Source organism: Tatumella morbirosei (assembly GCF_000757425.2).
GTDB lineage: Bacteria > Pseudomonadota > Gammaproteobacteria > Enterobacterales > Enterobacteriaceae > Tatumella > Tatumella morbirosei.
Window position 1 is genome coordinate 493,865 of sequence record NZ_JPKR02000003.1, and the last position, 17,311, is coordinate 511,175.

The window sequence follows — 17,311 nt, forward strand, 5'->3', positions numbered from 1 at the left end:
CCAATTTATGTCAGAAAAATACGTCATCAGAGTTATCAGCTGTCAGTTTTCCTGACAGACCGGAGAATTAATGCGCTATACATTCGATCAGCTTATGACCTTTGAAAGAGTCGCCCGTACCCGGTCATTCTCTGCAGCCGCCAGAGAATTGAAACGGGCTCCGTCAGCAGTCAGCATGGCAATGGCAAATCTTGAAATTGAACTGAATGTGGTGCTGTTTGTACGCACACCACGACAGGTTGAACTGACCGTTGAGGGTCAGTCACTGCTGAGTTATACCAAAGTGGTGCTGGAAAGCTGTCAGGCGCTTGAACAACGGTCTCTGTCCTTCAGTCAACAGATTGAAAATGAAATCAGTCTGGCTATCGAAATTCCCTGGTCGTTAATTGCTCCGGTGTTATATGAATTTTCTATGACATTCCCGCAAACCGATATTCATATCAGAGAACCTTTTCATGGTGACGTTGAAGCAATGGTCGCCAGCGGTGATGCAGATATAGGGATTGCGATATCAAGACCTATTGATACCGATAAAGTCCAGTTTGCTCAGCTGGGAAAAATAGTCATGATGCATGTTGTCAGCGCCGACCATCCTTTGACTCATAAAATTCCCGTGACCACCCGCGACCTGCAAACACACCGACAAATAACCTTTGGTGGAGCGGCCAAATCCATTGCAACGACTGAATATCTCACCGGCCCGTCACAGTGGCGGGTCGAAAGTTACTATGCCATGCTCGACGCAGTCCGGGCCGGGATTGGCTGGGCTTCAATTCCTGCAGAATTCATCCGGCAGGAACTGAATCACGGTGATCTTCTGGAGTTACGTCAACAGGAATATCCTCATACCGACTGGCTGGTCGGAATCGATATGCTTTGGGGAAAACGTCAGGCTCAGGGTAAAGCCGCCAGTTGGTTAAGAACACGGCTGATGCATCATAAGATTTCAGAGCAGGATACTGCGGGTAACAGGACAACACGCTAAGCACATCCACAGCTTTTGGAACTCACGGATACCGATTCTGTAATTCCCCTGCTCCCCCCGGGATTGTGTATTCGCTGACAAAAATGGTCATTCGCGGTCAACATCCAAATCTGTGAGGTCCACGGAGTATAGCGATAGTCACGAGGGTTGGGTGCAGTAATCTATTTTTTACTTAACATGTTATCCGGACCGGGACGGCGTGAATCACGTTCAAATGCAACCTCCACTTGATTGAGGTAGACAAGGACTGGCGGATACAAACCGGCAATATTAACGGCTTGCCGGTTCGTACGGACAATGCATTGTGGCTCAGCAGAATAAAATTGAGATACCGGATCTCAGTACAGAATATCAGATACAGGCTTTAGTCCCTGTAATCAAAAGCTTATGATTTTTCAAAACTTAACCCCAATGCCCAGACTAACAGCACTGAGGTCATAATGTGCATCATAAACTTTTGGCCTCGAAACCGAGTAGGACAAATCAACAACGACAGAATTAAGCGGATTAATCTGTGTACCTACACTAATACCCAGAGATAAATGATGAAATGAATCGGAAAACTGTTCTGATGACTGAGTACCATTACTGTTTGCCTGATTCATTTTCCATTGCTGATGCAGCTTCAGCTTATTCAACCCGGCCATGCCATACAAACTGAAAAATTCATTGAATCGCCAGGCGGGCCCCGCCATCAGAGATCCAATTTTGATCTTGTTTTCCCCACTTTTTATTCCTTGCGAATTGTCGCTGATAAGCCCGGTATTTTTGGTCTGGAAGCTGAAAGAGCCAATTACACTCCATGGAGATCCCCATTCAAAGCGATACTTAATATCTGCCCCATCTACTTTAACTGAGTCCAGCTTTGCCCGGGTATACCCCAGACTCAGGCTGTGTTCAGCCGCGTTTACCATGGTATTGCCCGTCAGAAGCGCAGCTAACAGTGCTGTCAGTGAAACCGCATGTTTCATCCCTAATCATCCTTAACATAATTTTCCATGAGTGTGCTACCCGTGCCGGTGCTGCACAGGCTGTTATAGTGTAACGAATTCGCATTTTATGTCGCTGACACAGCAATAAAACTGTGAGCCACAGAGAGATGTGGTGTAATCAGAAAGATGAATACCTGATTGCATAGTATTTTTTTTATTTAAAGACAATGCATTAGAATGGTTACTACGCGGAGTCCCGACCGGGATAAGAGCAATTCAGACAAAATAGCAGAGAAGGCTGTGGCAGTTTGCTTACTGGTTTGTGTCAAAAAAAGGCCTGCAAAGCAGGCCATAAGAAAATTTAACAGAATGTATTATTCGAATTCATTCCACGAACGCCCGTCACGGGTGATCATCGCGACAGAAGCGACCGGTCCCCAGGTACCTGCCTGATAAGGTTTAGCACCTTCCCCATCGGCTGCCCATGCTTCAATGATAGAGTCAACCCACGTCCAGGCAGCTTCAACTTCGTCACGACGCACAAACAACGCCTGAATACCGCGCATGGTTTCCAACAGCAGGCGCTCATAAGCATCCGCCAGGTGTGACTGATTGAAGGTCTCTGAAAAACTCAGATCCAGTTTAGTCGTCTGAAGTTTGTGCTTGTGATCCAGACCAGGCACTTTATTCAGAATTTCGATTGCAACGCCTTCATCCGGCTGCAGTCGAATGGTCAGTTTATTCTGTGGTAACTCGGTGTAGGAATCTTTGAACAGATTCAGTTCCGGATTTTTGAAGTAAACGACCACCTCAGAACATTTGGACGGCAGACGTTTACCGGTTCTCAGATAGAAGGGTACGCCGGCCCAGCGCCAGTTATCAATATCCACCCGGATAGAGACAAAAGTTTCGGTGGCACTGGTTTTATTTGCACCCTCTTCTTCCAGATAGCCCGGCACTTTTTTACCCTGCACAAAACCAGCAGTGTACTGGCCACGAACCGTCTTATCACGGACGTTAGACTGATCAATTCGACGCAGTGAACGCAGCACTTTCACTTTTTCATCACGGATACTGTCAGCACCCAGATCCGAAGGAGGAGACATCGCGATTATAGTCAGAATCTGCAATAGGTGATTCTGTATCATATCGCGCATCTGACCGGCTTTATCGAAATAACCCCAACGACCTTCGATACCTACCTCTTCAGCAACAGTGATTTGCACACTATCGATAGTGCGGTTATCCCAGTTATTCACGAACAGTGAGTTAGCGAAACGTAGAGCCAGAAGATTCAGTACGGTTTCTTTACCCAGGTAGTGGTCGATACGGAATACCTGGCTTTCTTCAAAATATTCACCAACTCCGTCGTTGATTTCGCGGGAAGTTTCCAGAGAGGTGCCCAGCGGCTTTTCCATCACAACACGTGCAGGTTTGGCATTCAGTTTCGCCTGGCCAAGACCTTTACAAATAGCCCCAAAAGTATTGGGCGGCATTGCAAAGTAGTTGATGGTGGTACGTTTTTTCTGGTCCAGCATCTTGCCTAAACGAGCGAAATGGGCGCTGTCGTTGACATCCAGGTTACAAAAATCGAGACGGTTGCTGAGTTTATCCCACAGCGCTTCATCGATCTTTTCCTTCATAAAGGTTTCCAGTGCTTCACGAACCACTTTAATGTAGGCAGCTTTATCCCATTCTGCCCTGCCTACACCAATGATGCGTGAATCTTCATGGATCTGTCCGGCTTTTTCCAGCTGATACAGGGATGGCAACAGCTTGCGGCGTGCGAGATCGCCTTTGGCACCGAAAATGACCAGATCACATGCCTGGGCCTGATGGGTTACCGACATTCTATTCTCCTCGTTGCAGAATTACCGTCACTGTCTGCTGACATTGTCGGACTCTTTCATTATTCAATTGCGTTACACTGTACTGCTTTCATAACACCAGGTAAATACAAGGTTAATCCCCTGATGTTTCAATGGGTTCTGTAGACGCGCCTGCAAAGAACTCCCGGCAGACAGAATCACAGTCTTCATATCTACGTGAAACTATTAGTGATAGCTTATCCATTAGGGCGATTTTATCATTTCTGCGCCATTTTTACTGTGTGACTAAGATTGAAATTACCTCCGACAATAATAGCCGGTGACTTTTTTTCTGTCACAGTTTAGGGTGTTAGGGTCCTTATTTTTACACTGTCTCAGGCAGAAAAAATTATTTCATTTTTAGTTGCACCGTATCAAAGATCTGCCGGTCAAATAGCGCTGAGATAATAACAGTACAGGTACCGCCATACTTAACATTATGACAACATTTTAGCTCGAAATGGGTAACACCTTTCAGCTAGAATACCGGCATAAATTCCGATGCGGCAGCCATCCCGCATTTTTTTGTCAATGGAGTCCTTCAATGTCACGACGTCTCAGAAGAACCAAAATCGTTACTACCCTTGGCCCCGCCACTGATCGCGATAATAACCTTGAAAAGATCATTGCAGCAGGGGCTAACGTAGTTCGTCTCAACTTCTCGCATGGGAGTCCTGAAGATCATCAGGCCCGGGCAGATAAAACACGTGAAATTGCAGCAAAACTCGGACGTCATGTCGCTATTCTCGGAGATCTGCAGGGTCCAAAAATCCGTGTGTCCACGTTCAAAGACGGAAAAGTATTTCTGAATGTCGGTGATGCCTTCTTACTTGATGCCGGCCTGGGTAAAGGCGAAGGTGATAAAGATAAAGTCGGAATTGATTACAAAGGTTTACCCCAGGATGTCGTACCCGGTGATATTTTATTACTGGACGACGGCCGCGTTCAGTTAAAAGTATTACGGGTCAATGACTCTCAGGTGTTTACCGAAGTGACCGTCGGAGGTCCACTGTCAAATAATAAAGGGATCAATAAATTGGGCGGCGGCTTATCTGCCGCAGCACTTACCGAAAAAGACAAGGCGGACATCCATACCGCAGCCAAAATTGGTGTCGATTATCTGGCTGTCTCTTTCCCACGCTCCGGTGCCGATCTGCATTATGCGCGCAAACTGGCTCAGGAAGCGGGTTGTGATGCTCAGATTGTCGCTAAGGTGGAACGTGCAGAAGCCGTAGCAACCCAGGCTGCCATGGATGATATAATCCTTGCCTGTGATGTTGTTATGGTCGCCCGTGGCGATCTCGGTGTAGAAATTGGAGATCCTGAACTGGTAGGGATTCAGAAGACCCTGATCCGTCGTGCTCGTCAGCTCAACCGTACCGTGATTACCGCAACCCAGATGATGGAATCCATGATCACTAACCCGATGCCTACCCGTGCGGAAGTTATGGATGTAGCGAACGCCGTTCTGGATGGAACAGATGCTGTTATGTTGTCAGCGGAAACTGCCGCGGGTCAGTATCCGGCAGAAACGGTCAGTGCCATGGCTAAAGTTTGTCTTGGTGCGGAAAAGATCCCCAGTGTGAACGTCTCAAAACATCGTCTCGATGTGCAGTTTGATAATATCGAAGAAGCGATAGCCATGTCTGCCATGTATGCCGCGAATCATCTGCGGGGGGTGAGTGCCATTATTACTATGACTGAGTCGGGCAGAACAGCACTGATGACTTCACGCATCACCTCAGGATTACCGATTTTTGCGATGTCCCGCCATCCTAAAACACTTAGCCTGACCGCCTTGTATCGCGGTGTCACTCCGGTTGCGTTCAAAAGTTACACAGATGGTGTGGCCGCAGCCTACGATGCTGTCACCCTGTTACGTGATAAAGGTTATCTGATGACCGGGGATCTGGTGATTGTGACCCAGGGGGATGTGATGGGTGCCAGCGGAACGACCAATACCAGCCGTGTGCTCAGAGTAGAGTAATTCTCACCCTACTGCGGGCAAAAGGATTGCCCGCAGTATAGGTGTTCAGTGATTACAGGTCTTTGCGTCTATAGGGTTCAATATCCCCTTCCTTACGGGTTTTCAGCAGCTTAAGAATCCATGTGTATTGTTCCGGATTCGGCCGGACGAATACTTCTACCTCCTGATTCATACGACGCGCCAATGTTCTATCATCAGCCTGCTCCAGATCTTCCATTGGCGGACGGATAAAAATATCCAGCTGATGCGTTTTCCCGTTGTAAACCGGAAATAACGGCACAACCTGTGCACGACAGACCTTCATGAGTCTTCCAATGGCCGGCAGTGTCGCTTTATAGGTCGCAAAAAAATCAACAAATTCACTATGTTCCGCGCCGTGGTCCTGATCAGGGAGATAGTAACCCCAGTACCCCTGCCGTACCGAACTAATAAAGGGTTTTATCCCGTCATTGCGCGCATGCATACGGCCACCATACCGGCGGCGTAAGCGATTCCAGAGATAATCCATCAGCTGATTTTTCTGATTATGAAACATCGCGGCCATCTTCTGGCCTTCAGAAGCCAGCAGCATCGCAGGAATATCCACCCCCCAGCCATGCGGTACCAGAAAGATAACGTTCTGTTGTTGTTCCTGTAACTGACTGATGATCTCGCGACCATGCCAGACCACCCTTTTACGCACTGGCTGCGGTTTTTTTAACGCCAGTTCAGCCATCATCACCATCGCCTGAGGTGCGGTAGCAAACATTTTATCGATGATCTGTTCACGCTGTTCTTCCGGCAACTCCGGCAGGCAATACAACAGATTAATTTGGGCGCGTCTGCGGGCACTTTTGGCCAACCGGCCCACCCACTTGCCCAGTGTTCCCAGCACCGGATCACGGACAGAGACCGGTAACAAAGCCATTCCCCCCAGAGCAGCAATGGCTACCCAGTTGCCCCAGTAGCGAGGCTTCAGAAATTCCGTCTTAAACTGCGGAATAAATTCAACATTGTTCTTTTTTTCATTCTTCATGCACTGGCCTCTGTAGATACCGGGATTATGATAGTGCTGAAGGGATATTTTGCAATAATCATCTGCATAAATGAAAAAAGCCGGGTAACAATCCCCCGGCTTTCTAACTGAGTTTCTTCCTCAGGTTTAAAACGTTAGTTGCTTTTGCCAGCCTTTTACATCGGCCAGGTACTGTTTGCGGGCACTGCCATTCAAACCTTCCATTCTTGGCATCTGCGCGGTGAGTGGATTCACCGCCTGGTTATTAATCCAGATTTCGTAATGCAGGTGCGGTCCGGTTGAGCGTCCGGTGTTACCGGATAATGCGATACGATCACCGCGTTTCACTTTCTGCCCGGGTTTAACCAGTAAACGGCTCAGGTGCATATAACGAGTCATATACTGACGACCGTGACGCAAAGCGACATAAATTCCGCTGGCTCCGCCATTTTTAGCGGTAATTACCTCACCATCTCCCACAGCCAGCACCGGCGTACCAATCGGCAGGGCAAAATCCACACCGCGGTGAGGAGCTATCCGGCCAGTGACAGGGTTAAGGCGACGCGGGTTGAAATTAGAGGAAACACGGAACTGTTTCACTGTCGGAAAACGCAGGAACCCTCGTGACAACCCTGAACCATTGCGGTCATAAAATTTTCCGTCATCGGCCCGAAAAGCGTAATAATCTTTACCGGAAGAGCGTAACCGAACGCCCAGTAACTGGCTCTGCATGGTTTTACCGTCGAGATTTTCTCGCGACATCAGGACACTAAATTTATCCCCTGCCCGTAATTTACGAAAATCCATTTGCCATTGCAGCGCCTTAATCACCGCACTGGCTTCTGCTGCCGATAGCCCTGCACGCTGGGCGCTCTGAGAGAAGCTCCCCTGCACCGCGCCACGTAAAACGGTATCTTTCCAGATACCTTTCTGGATAGTCGGCGTCATGGTAAAACTATCCTGAGCATTACGCTGGTAATCACGGGTTTCACGACGTGAGATTTCCCAGCTCAGGGTTTGTAACTGACCATCTGCATTAAGTGTCCAGCTCAGACTCTGCCCGACATTAAGATTACGTAGTGCTTTATCACTGCTGACCAGCGAATTGACATCCGAAAGGTCAATACCATACTGATTAAGGATACTACTCAGCGTATCGCCCGCAGATACCGTGTAATCACGGCCAGTCGGTGTATCGGTGTCTCCCGCACCATCTGGTGGAACATCTTCTTCATCTGCAGTTGAACTACTCTGATCCAGCGGCTCACTGGCTTCAGGCAGGATCTGACTCAATTGCTGACTGTCGGTTTCAATATTTCTGACTATCGATTCGGATAGATCGCCATGCGGATAAAACGGAGGCTGCCATACTGCGACAGCCAGCGTAATTACGCTTAGCGACCCCAGAATAATACGATGAGGTCGCGGCAGATTGTTAAATGCCAGGGCGACAGAACGGGCAATCTGTTGCACTAAATTGTTTTCCTTTTATGCTCCTTTCAGGCAGCTCGTGTACTGAACAGACAGCTGTGACAAAAATTGCACATAACTCTCACGGGTGACTCCGATATTCATACCCAATGGGTCAAGAGTACCTTTACGCACCGACGTACCACGGGCAACCGCATCGATAACGGCTGGCCTGAATTGTGGCTCAGCAAAGACACATACGGCCTTCTGCTCAACCAACTGTGTTCTTATTTGGTGTAATCTCTGAGCTCCGGGTTGGATTTCAGGATTCACAGTAAAATGCCCCAGCGGCGACAGACCAAAATAGTTCTCAAAATAGCCGTAGGCATCATGAAAAACGAAGTAGCCTTTCTGACTTACCGGCGCCAGCCGGGCACGTATTTGTTTATCGGTTTCAACCAGCCTGGCTTTAAAAAATTCCAGGTTAGCATCCAGTTGGTCTTTACGATTTGGTATAAGTTCCAACAATTTATCATGAATTGCAATTGCCGATGCTTCGGCTATCTTTGGCGACATCCAGATATGCATATTATATTCACCATGGGAATGATGAACATCGGAGTTCTCCGTAGCTGAGGATACGTGATCATCCTGATGAAGTTCGTGATCGTGATCATCATCATCCCCCTTGAGTAGTAATGGCGTCACCGCAGGCAGAGCTGCAAGTTGCACTGTTTTATCTGCCGGTATAGTCGCCACCGCACTGGTCATGTAGGCCTCCATCTCTGGCCCAATCCAGATAACTAACCCTGCGTTTTTTATACGTTTTATATCAGAAGGTCGCAGTGCATATTCATGCTCTGAGGCACCGTCAGGCAGTACCACACTCACCGGGGTCACTCCGTCTGCAATGGCTGACGCAATAAACGCCAGAGGTTTGATCGAAGTGACCACTTCACTATGGGCAGTGACCGGAAATAAACTGCTAACAGAGAGCGCAGATAATAGCGGAAAATAAAATGATTTTAAATGTAACATTTTAATTCAAACCTTAAGAATACCATCTATAATTGTGATATTATAACATTATAATATTGTTGCAAACTGTAAAAATCATGACTGAACTGGTCGCGCTAGACAACATTTCGGTAGACTTTGGTCATCGCAATGTATTAAGCAATATCACCCTGTCACTAAAAGCCGGAAGAATTCTGACCCTGATGGGACCCAATGGCGCAGGTAAATCGACGTTAGTGCGCCTGATACTGGGTTTACTTAAACCTCAACAGGGCACTGTCCGCCGTATCCATGGACTGACGACCGGGTATGTACCGCAAAAATTGCATATTGATCCCACGCTTCCTCTCACCGTGGACCGGTTTATGCGCCTTTCTCCGCGCGTCAAAGCAGCCGATGTATTACCGGCACTGATTCGGGTACAGGCAGCGCACCTGCAACACTCAGCTTTGCAAACGCTTTCCGGTGGAGAACTACAACGGGTACTGCTGGCTCGCGCACTACCCGGTCGTCCGCAACTGCTGGTACTGGATGAACCGACCCAAGGGGTCGATGTCAACGGTCAGGTTGCTCTTTACGATCTGATTAATCAGTTGCGTCTTGAGTTGAACTGTGGAGTGCTAATGGTCTCACATGACCTGCATCTGGTAATGGCCAGGACCGATGAGGTGTTGTGCCTGAATCATCACATTTGTTGTTCAGGAACCCCCGAAATTGTCACTCAGCATCCGGAATTTATTGCCTTGTTTGGACCACGTGGTGCAGAAGAACTGGCTATCTATCGTCACCACCATAATCATCGCCATGACCTGCAAGGCCGGATTGTGTTACGTAAGGGGAATGAACACCGATGATTGAATTACTGTTGCCCGGCTGGCTGGGTGGAATGCTACTGACGCTGGCTGCAGGTCCGCTCGGTTCATTTGTGGTCTGGCGGCGCATGTCATACTTTGGCGATACACTGGCACATGCCTCGTTACTCGGGGTGGCGTTCGGTTTGTTACTGAACATTAACCCCTATTATGCCGTGATTGCCATAACACTGTTGCTGGCGTTGTTGCTGGTGTTGCTGGAGCATCGTCAGCAACTGGCTATCGATACCTTGCTAGGCATCCTGGCCCACAGTGCATTATCACTCGGCCTGGTGGTGGTCAGTTTGATGTCGAACATCAGAGTCGACCTGATGGCCTATCTGTTCGGGGACTTACTCTCAGTAGCTCCCGGTGACCTGTGGATTATCGGGGGGGGCGTACTGGCAGTAGTTGTGTTGCTACTCTGTCAGTGGCGTTCACTACTGTCGATGACCATTAGCCCTGAACTTGCACAGATTGAAGGAGTTAATCTGCAGCGTTGCCGGATATTGCTGATGCTTACCACCGCTCTGACGATAGGGGTCGCCATGAAATTTGTCGGAGCCCTGATTATCACTTCCCTGCTGATTATTCCGGCTGCTACTGCACGGCGTTTCTCACGCTCCCCTGAGCAAATGGCGGGTTTAGCGGTCATCTGTGGAATGCTGGCAGTCACAGGTGGTATGGCCTTTTCGGCACTTTACGATACCCCGGCAGGCCCTTCAGTAGTGCTGAGTGCAACGTTACTGTTTGTGCTCAGCCTGCTGAAAAAAAGTGCAATCTGAAACACTCTTCAGAAGGTGCATCTGCACCTTCTAAATTTATCGCCGTTATTCGTCCCGAACGATATTAAAATGCCGGTAGGCATGCTGAGTGGCCATCCGCCCCCTGGGGGTGCGCTGAATAAACCCCTGCTGGATGAGATAAGGTTCGATAACATCTTCAATCGTTTCCCGCTCTTCGCCAATCGCCGCAGCCAGATTATCCAATCCCACCGGCCCGCCGGTGAATTTGTCGATAATTGCCAACAGCAATTTTCGATCCATATAATCGAAACCTTCACTATCAACATTCAGCATATCCAGTGCGCTGGCGGTAATACTCCCGTTCATCTCCCCATCGGCCCGAACTTCGGCATAGTCGCGGGCACGGCGTAATAACCGGTTAGCAATACGTGGCGTACCACGTGCACGGCGCGCAATCTCCAACGCACCTTCCGGCGACAGCGGCAACCCGAGGCAAGCTGCACTCCGCGCCACAATTTGTTGTAAATCAGCGACCTGATAAAACTCCAGCCGCTGCACAATGCCAAAACGATCACGCAGTGGTGAAGTGAGTGATCCGGCGCGGGTAGTGGCACCAATCAGGGTAAACGGGGTAAATCAATTTTTATTGACCTGGCTGCAGGCCCTTCACCGATCATAATATCCAGCTGATAATCTTCCATCGCCGGATAGAGCACCTCTTCAACGACAGGCGATAAGCGGTGGATTTCATCGATAAACAGCACATCATGAGGTTCCAGGTTAGTCAGCATGGCTGCCAGATCCCCTGCTTTCTCCAGTACCGGACCGGACGTTGTACGCAGGTTCACGCCCATTTCGTTAGCGACAATATTGGCCAACGTGGTCTTACCCAAACCCGGAGGACCAAAAATCAGTAAATGGTCCAGAGCATCATTGCGCATTTTGGCGGCTTTGATAAAGATTTCCATCTGCTCCCGCACCCGGGGTTGCCCGACATATTCGCCAAGTAGCTTCGGGCGGATAGCACGGTCCAGACTTTCTTCTTCGCTTTGCGGCACAGCGGAGATCAGACGGTCAGCTTCTATCATAACGGTCCTTATATTGCAGCACGTAATGCTTCACGGATTAATGTTTCACAATCAGCCCCGGGCTGCCCCACTTTACTGACCATACGGCTGGCTTCCTGAGGCTTGTAGCCCAGAGCCACCAGTGCAGACACCGCTTCGGCCTCGGCGTCATTCGCTTCAGCCGGTGCTGATGAAGGGGCGGACAACTCAAACGGAGTATCACCGGTAAACAGATCTCCATGCATCCCTTTAAAGCGGTCTTTCATTTCCACGACCAGTCTCTCAGCCGTTTTTTTACCGACACCAGGCAGCTTAATTAACGCACCAATTTCCTGTTGTTCCACAGCATGAACAAACTGCTGTGCCGACATGCCGGACAAAATGGCCAACGCCAGTTTTGGTCCAACACCGTTAACCTTAATCAGCTCGCGGAACAGGGTTCTTTCCTGCCGGTTGTTAAAACCAAACAGTAACTGGGCATCCTCCCTGACCACAAAATGTGTGAATACCGACGCTTCCTGTTGCAGTTCCGGCAATTCATAAAAGCAGGTCATTGGCATATGAACTTCATAACCTACCCCGTTCGCTTCAATTAATACCAGCGGCGGTTGTTTTTCCAGTATAAGACCCCGAAGCCGACCAATCACTCTGCGTATCCTTATGTTTTAAGCACTGCTGTGGTTTATAGCATAAAAAAGGCTGGATGAATATCCAGCCCTGGTGATGTTATCTGTTTTTTCAGCGCAATCTGCCGCGTGCCAATAATAACGCATTATCACTGACCCGTAACGCGTTCTGGCTAATATGGCAATGAGTGATGGCAATCGCCAACGCATCAGCCGCATCGGCCTGAGGGTTGGCGGGGAGCTTCAGCAAATTACGTACCATATGCTGAACCTGCGCTTTTTCGGCGGCCCCGGTACCGGTCACCGTCTGCTTGACCTGGCGTGCGGCATATTCGAACACCGGTACTTCATGATTCACCGCTGCAACAATTGCCGCTCCCCTGGCCTGCCCCAGTTTCAACGCTGAATCCGCATTTTTCGCCATAAACACCTGTTCAACAGCAAAATAGTCCGGCGAGAACTGAGTGATAATTTCACTGACACCGGCATAAATCAGCCGCAGGCGTTCAGGTAACGCCGCAGTATTAGTGCGAATACAACCACTTCCCAGATAGGTCAGTTGCCTGCCTACCTGGCGGATAACACCATATCCGGTAATACGTGACCCAGGATCTATCCCCAGAATGATTGCCATAGCAAAAGCCCTGTGTCGCGGTTATCGTGCATGGCAGATTACAGGGTTTCTGCAATCTCATCAGAAATTTCACCATTATGGTAAACTTCCTGCACATCGTCACAGTCTTCCAGCATGTCTATCAGACGTAACAGTTTTGGCGCAGTATCGGCATCCATTTCTGCTTTGGTCGACGGAATCATAGTCACTTCGGCGTTATCAGCTTTCAGTCCACCCGCTTCCAGAGCATCACGCACTTTACCCAGATCTTCCCAGGCAGTGAACACATCGATAGCACCGTCATCATAGCTCATGACATCTTCTGCACCGGCTTCAAGCGCCGCTTCCATAATGGTATCTTCGTCCTGGCCCGGCGCGAAGGAAATGACGCCTTTGCGGCTAAACAGGTAGGCAACAGAACCATCGGTCCCCAGGTTACCCCCGGTTTTGGTGAAGGCATGACGCACTTCTGAAACGGTACGGTTACGGTTATCACTCAGGCATTCTACCATCACGGCACTGCCACCCGGGCCATAGCCTTCATAAATGATGGTTTCCATGTTGCTGTCATCTTCACCGCCTACCCCGCGTGCAATGGCACGGTTCATGGTGTCACGGGTCATGTTATTTGACAGCGCTTTATCCATCGCAGCGCGCAGGCGCGGGTTGGAACCAGCATCGCCACCACCCAGTTTGGCGGCGGTCACCAACTCACGGATAATCTTGGTGAAAATTTTCCCGCGTTTAGCATCCTGTGCCGCTTTGCGGTGTTTGGTATTAGCCCATTTACTGTGTCCGGCCATATATTTGGTCTCTCACTATCTCGTTATCAGATAATCGGGGACAAAGCGCGTGAAAATCATTACGCTTTTCATCCAATGACATCGCCCTGACGCATCAGCGGGCGATAAATTTTTCAATTGCTTCGCGGTTACTCCACGACTTAGTCAGCACAGCAGCCTCATTTGCGGGCAACCACTGGCTGGCTAAATGTTCGGTCAGTATTACCGCCTGTTCTTCCGGCAGTGGCAGCAAAAACCAGTGTTCCTGATTATGTGTCACCCCCGGAGCATAGCGATGCCGGTAATGCGGGAAGATTTCAAAGCTAATCTGCTGCCTGCAGTCAGTCAGCTCCAGTCCCTGTGCCGGGATATCTATCCCCAGCTCTTCCTTTACTTCCCGTATCGCGGCCTCGTCGGGCTGTTCACCCGATTCCAGGCTACCCGTCACCGACTGCCAGAACCCGGGATCATCCCGGCGCTGTAACATCAACACCCTGCCGGTATCCCGGGCGTAAATTACGACCAGTACCGACACCGGATGTTTATATTTCATTATGCGTTCTCAGAAGATGGCTTTTCTTTTTTCACCACCTGCAGAGCCAGCTCCTCCAGGGCATCCGGATTCGCCGGGCCAGGGGCATCCGTCAGCAGACAAGCGGCTGCGGTAGTTTTCGGGAACGCAATCACATCACGAATATTATCGGTACCGGTCAGCAGCATGGTCAGACGGTCCAGACCGAAAGCCAGGCCGGCATGCGGTGGCGCACCATATTTCAGTGCATCCAGCAGGAAGCCAAATTTTTCCTGTTGTTGTTGTTCATCAATACCCAACAGGGCGAAAACCGCCTGCTGCATCTTACCGTTATGGATACGTACAGATCCACCGCCCACTTCATAACCATTGATCACCATATCGTAGGCATTGGCAATGGCATCGGTCGGGGAAGCAGTCAGTTCCTCAGGCGTCAAATCCCGCGGTGCAGTAAACGGATGGTGCATGGCTGACATGCGTCCCTCTGCATCTTCTTCAAACATCGGGAAATCAACCACCCACAGCGGAGCCCAACTGTTTTCGTCTGTCAGTTGCAGATCACGCCCGGTTTTCAGCCGCAGCGCACCGATAGCATCTGCTACCACACTGGCTTTATCTGCTCCGAAGAAAATCAGATCGCCGTCCACTGCCGCAGTACGTTGCAAAATTTCCTCAATAATTTCATTACTCAGAAACTTCGCGACCGGACTCTGAATACCTTCAGGAACCGAATTACGCTGATTCACCTTCATCCATGCCAGGCCTTTGGCACCGTAATTACCGACGAATTTGGTGTACTCATCAATCTGTTTACGGGTCAATTGTGCCCCTCCAGGTACCCGCAGTGCGGCAACCCGTCCTTTAGGATCATTTGCCGGTCCGGAGAAAACAGCAAATTCCACGTCTTTCAGCAGATCAGCGACATCCACCAGCTCCATCGGGTTACGCAGATCCGGTTTATCGGATCCAAACCGGCGCATCGCTTCGGCGAAGGTCATCTGCGGAAACTCCCCCAGATCGACCTGACGGATTTCCTGCCATAATTCACGGATCATTCTCTCCATGATTTCACGCACCTGTGGCGCGGTCATAAACGAGGTTTCTACGTCGATCTGGGTGAATTCCGGCTGACGATCAGCCCGCAAATCTTCATCACGGAAACATTTCACTATCTGGTAGTAACGATCGAACCCTGAAATCATCAGTAACTGTTTAAACAACTGAGGTGACTGCGGCAGAGCGTAAAACTCCCCTTTGTGAACCCGGCTTGGCACCAGATAATCACGGGCCCCTTCCGGTGTCGCTTTAGTCAGCATTGGAGTTTCAATATCCAGAAACTCATTGGCATCCATAAAGCGGCGCACAAAGCTGCTGATGCGGGCTCGGGTTTTGAAGCGCTGAGCCATTTCCGGACGACGTAAATCCAGATAACGGAATTTCAGACGCGCTTCCTCTGTATTCACGTGGTTTGAATCCAGTGGCAGTGGTTCAGAACGATTAATGATGGTCAGGCTGGTCGCCAGCACTTCGACATCACCGGTGGCCATCTCTTTATTTCTGTTACGCTCGTCGCGGGCCCGTACTGTACCCTCGATAGTAATACAGAATTCATTGCGTAATTCAGACGCCAGCGTAAAAGCCTGCTGGTAATCCGGGTCGAAGAACACCTGAACAATGCCTTCACGATCACGCATATCAATAAACACCAGGCTGCCGAGATCACGGCGGCGGTTAACCCATCCTGAAAGAGTAACCTTCTGACCCACGTGGGACAGGTTGAGCTTTCCGCAATATTCTGTACGCATAACGCTATCCTTTTTTGACCTTGCCGCAGCGGCCTGAACTGTGTCGGGAATCTTTACCGAAAATCACCGGCTGCAAAATGGGGCGTATTATACTGGAAAAACTGCCACAGGATAAGTATGCCAGCATCAAAGCGGTTGATTACTCAGCAGTCAAGAGACTAAAGTTTTCGTTTTACCTCAGTTTCAGGCTACTCTGAGTCACCTTTACGATAACATGCTGTCTGACAAGGAGACCCGGTGACTCTGCGAATTGGCCTGCCTCAGTGGCAACACCCCTGGTGGAAACGTGCCGGGCTGCATACTCTGGAAGATTACGCCCGGCATTTTGATTGTGTAGAAGGTAATACCACACTCTACGCACTGCCGGAGGTCGATACCGTTCTGCGCTGGCGATCCATGACCAGTGACCGGTTTCGCTTTTGCTTTAAATTTCCGGCGACGATAAGCCACGGCACGGAACTGCGTGACAGCGTAGAGTTACTGAACGAATTCTTCCGCCGGATGGATCCGTTATCTGACCGGATCGGACAATACTGGTTGCAGTTACCGGCACGGTTTTCCCCACTTCAGTTACCACAGTTATGGTCCTTTCTGAAGCAACTGCCGGCCGCATTCAGTTATGGCGTGGAAGTCCGACATCCGGAGTTCTTTGCCCGTGGCGAAGCAGAGCGGGCGTTAAACCGTGGGCTGGCCGATCGCGGTGTAAATCGAGTCATTCTCGATAGCCGGGCTGTACATGCATCACCTTCGCGCAGTGCAGCAGCTCTCGACGCCAAAGCCAAAAAACCTAAAGTGCCGGTCCATGCGGTACGCACTGCCCGACAACCGATGATTCGTTTTATCGGCAGTGACGAAACTGAAGCCTCAGTTAAGCTGTTTCATGACTGGTCGACGCGCATCAGAGAATGGCAGTCAGTATCCTCCCCGCTGCTGTTTATTCACACCCCGGAAATGGGGGAAGTCTTCCCGTTGCTCCACCTGCTATGGCCTGAGTTACAGCCGCTGACGGCAGGTCTGCCGCCGTTGCCAGCATGGCCGGATCAGCCGGCACTGTTCTGATCTGGCAGGCAGTGATTTTCCCGGTTACCGGTGAATT

15 protein-coding genes and 1 pseudogene are annotated in these 17,311 nt (G+C 49.8%); 5 read left to right on the forward strand and 11 right to left on the reverse strand.

Annotated features, from left to right (window positions below; genetic code table 11):
* The first annotated feature begins 70 nt into the window (after positions 1–70).
* The gene (locus tag HA49_RS05150) at positions 71–985 is read left to right on the forward strand and encodes a LysR family transcriptional regulator (protein ID WP_038020966.1); all 915 of its coding nucleotides are present in this window, start codon (positions 71–73) and stop codon (positions 983–985) included.
* A 395-nt stretch (positions 986–1,380) separates the two neighbouring features.
* On the opposite strand, the gene HA49_RS20555 is transcribed toward HA49_RS05150, so the two are convergent.
* On the reverse strand, positions 1,381–1,956 hold the full coding sequence (locus HA49_RS20555) for an Ail/Lom family outer membrane beta-barrel protein (protein ID WP_052752437.1): 576 nt from the start codon (positions 1,954–1,956) through the stop codon (positions 1,381–1,383).
* Positions 1,957–2,291: 335 nt separating this feature from the next.
* Entirely contained in the window at positions 2,292–3,767 is a 1,476-nt protein-coding gene (gene zwf, locus HA49_RS05160; RefSeq protein ID WP_038020967.1) for a glucose-6-phosphate dehydrogenase, read from the reverse strand.
* A gap of 562 nt (positions 3,768–4,329) precedes the next feature.
* On the opposite strand from zwf, the gene pyk reads away from it, so the two are divergent.
* Complete coding sequence (gene pyk, locus HA49_RS05165) at positions 4,330–5,772, forward strand: pyruvate kinase (protein WP_038020968.1); 1,443 nt, start codon at positions 4,330–4,332, stop codon at positions 5,770–5,772.
* Positions 5,773–5,824: 52 nt separating this feature from the next.
* Here pyk and lpxM read toward each other — a convergent pair whose 3' ends face one another.
* The 3 genes from lpxM to znuA all read right to left on the reverse strand — a co-directional run bounded on the left by lpxM (position 5,825) and on the right by znuA (position 9,214).
* On the reverse strand, positions 5,825–6,787 hold the full coding sequence (gene lpxM / locus HA49_RS05170) for a lauroyl-Kdo(2)-lipid IV(A) myristoyltransferase (RefSeq protein ID WP_038020970.1): 963 nt from the start codon (positions 6,785–6,787) through the stop codon (positions 5,825–5,827).
* A 126-nt stretch (positions 6,788–6,913) separates the two neighbouring features.
* Positions 6,914–8,239, reverse strand: coding sequence for a murein DD-endopeptidase MepM (gene mepM / locus HA49_RS05175; protein WP_038020971.1), 1,326 nt, complete (start codon positions 8,237–8,239; stop codon positions 6,914–6,916).
* Positions 8,240–8,254: 15 nt separating this feature from the next.
* Complete coding sequence (znuA, locus tag HA49_RS05180) at positions 8,255–9,214, reverse strand: zinc ABC transporter substrate-binding protein ZnuA (protein WP_038020973.1); 960 nt, start codon at positions 9,212–9,214, stop codon at positions 8,255–8,257.
* A 77-nt stretch (positions 9,215–9,291) separates the two neighbouring features.
* Between znuA and znuC the strand changes: the two genes are divergently transcribed.
* Together znuC and znuB are read left to right on the forward strand one after the other, a co-directional pair.
* Positions 9,292–10,047, forward strand: a complete 756-nt coding sequence (gene znuC, locus HA49_RS05185; RefSeq protein ID WP_038020974.1) for a zinc ABC transporter ATP-binding protein ZnuC — start codon at positions 9,292–9,294, stop codon at positions 10,045–10,047.
* Positions 10,044–10,829, forward strand: a complete 786-nt coding sequence (gene znuB, locus HA49_RS05190) for a zinc ABC transporter permease subunit ZnuB (RefSeq protein WP_038020975.1) — start codon at positions 10,044–10,046, stop codon at positions 10,827–10,829. The genes znuC and znuB overlap by 4 nt, the downstream gene beginning before the upstream one ends.
* A 45-nt stretch (positions 10,830–10,874) precedes the next feature.
* Here znuB and ruvB read toward each other — a convergent pair.
* The 6 genes and pseudogenes from ruvB to aspS form a co-directional block, all read right to left on the reverse strand.
* Positions 10,875–11,878, reverse strand: a pseudogene (gene ruvB, locus HA49_RS05195) (Holliday junction branch migration DNA helicase RuvB).
* An 8-nt stretch (positions 11,879–11,886) separates the two neighbouring features.
* The gene (gene ruvA / locus HA49_RS05200; protein ID WP_038020977.1) at positions 11,887–12,504 is read right to left on the reverse strand and encodes a Holliday junction branch migration protein RuvA; all 618 of its coding nucleotides are present in this window, start codon (positions 12,502–12,504) and stop codon (positions 11,887–11,889) included.
* A gap of 91 nt (positions 12,505–12,595) precedes the next feature.
* The gene (ruvC, locus tag HA49_RS05205; RefSeq protein ID WP_038020979.1) at positions 12,596–13,117 is read right to left on the reverse strand and encodes a crossover junction endodeoxyribonuclease RuvC; all 522 of its coding nucleotides are present in this window, start codon (positions 13,115–13,117) and stop codon (positions 12,596–12,598) included.
* A 38-nt stretch (positions 13,118–13,155) separates the two neighbouring features.
* Positions 13,156–13,899 carry a YebC/PmpR family DNA-binding transcriptional regulator gene (locus tag HA49_RS05210; protein ID WP_038020980.1) on the reverse strand — a complete coding sequence of 248 codons (744 nt, stop codon included), beginning with the start codon at positions 13,897–13,899 and terminating at the stop codon, positions 13,156–13,158.
* Positions 13,900–13,993: 94 nt separating this feature from the next.
* On the reverse strand, positions 13,994–14,431 hold the full coding sequence (gene nudB, locus HA49_RS05215) for a dihydroneopterin triphosphate diphosphatase (protein WP_038020981.1): 438 nt from the start codon (positions 14,429–14,431) through the stop codon (positions 13,994–13,996).
* Positions 14,431–16,215, reverse strand: a complete 1,785-nt coding sequence (aspS, locus tag HA49_RS05220) for an aspartate--tRNA ligase (protein WP_038020982.1) — start codon at positions 16,213–16,215, stop codon at positions 14,431–14,433. Before aspS ends, nudB begins: the two co-directional genes overlap by 1 nt.
* A gap of 237 nt (positions 16,216–16,452) precedes the next feature.
* On the opposite strand from aspS, the gene HA49_RS05225 reads away from it, so the two are divergent.
* Positions 16,453–17,274: a DUF72 domain-containing protein gene (locus tag HA49_RS05225; protein ID WP_038020983.1), complete on the forward strand. Its 822-nt coding sequence runs from the start codon at positions 16,453–16,455 to the stop codon at positions 17,272–17,274.
* Positions 17,275–17,311: the final 37 nt, after the last annotated feature.

Excerpts from the sequence above, each read along its gene's own strand:
- nudB (WP_038020981.1), bottom strand. The coding sequence starts at position 14,431 with ATGAAATATAAACATCCGGTGTCGGTACTGGTCGTAATTTACGCCCGG.
- znuC (WP_038020974.1), top strand. The coding sequence starts at position 9,292 with ATGACTGAACTGGTCGCGCTAGACAACATTTCGGTAGACTTTGGTCAT.
- aspS (WP_038020982.1), bottom strand. The coding sequence starts at position 16,215 with ATGCGTACAGAATATTGCGGAAAGCTCAACCTGTCCCACGTGGGTCAG.
- zwf (WP_038020967.1), bottom strand. The coding sequence starts at position 3,767 with ATGTCGGTAACCCATCAGGCCCAGGCATGTGATCTGGTCATTTTCGGT.
- HA49_RS20555 (WP_052752437.1), bottom strand. The coding sequence starts at position 1,956 with ATGAAACATGCGGTTTCACTGACAGCACTGTTAGCTGCGCTTCTGACG.
- lpxM (WP_038020970.1), bottom strand. The coding sequence starts at position 6,787 with ATGAAGAATGAAAAAAAGAACAATGTTGAATTTATTCCGCAGTTTAAG.
- HA49_RS05210 (WP_038020980.1), bottom strand. The coding sequence starts at position 13,899 with ATGGCCGGACACAGTAAATGGGCTAATACCAAACACCGCAAAGCGGCA.
- HA49_RS05150 (WP_038020966.1), top strand. The coding sequence starts at position 71 with ATGCGCTATACATTCGATCAGCTTATGACCTTTGAAAGAGTCGCCCGT.
- znuB (WP_038020975.1), top strand. The coding sequence starts at position 10,044 with ATGATTGAATTACTGTTGCCCGGCTGGCTGGGTGGAATGCTACTGACG.
- ruvC (WP_038020979.1), bottom strand. The coding sequence starts at position 13,117 with ATGGCAATCATTCTGGGGATAGATCCTGGGTCACGTATTACCGGATAT.
- znuA (WP_038020973.1), bottom strand. The coding sequence starts at position 9,214 with ATGTTACATTTAAAATCATTTTATTTTCCGCTATTATCTGCGCTCTCT.
- pyk (WP_038020968.1), top strand. The coding sequence starts at position 4,330 with ATGTCACGACGTCTCAGAAGAACCAAAATCGTTACTACCCTTGGCCCC.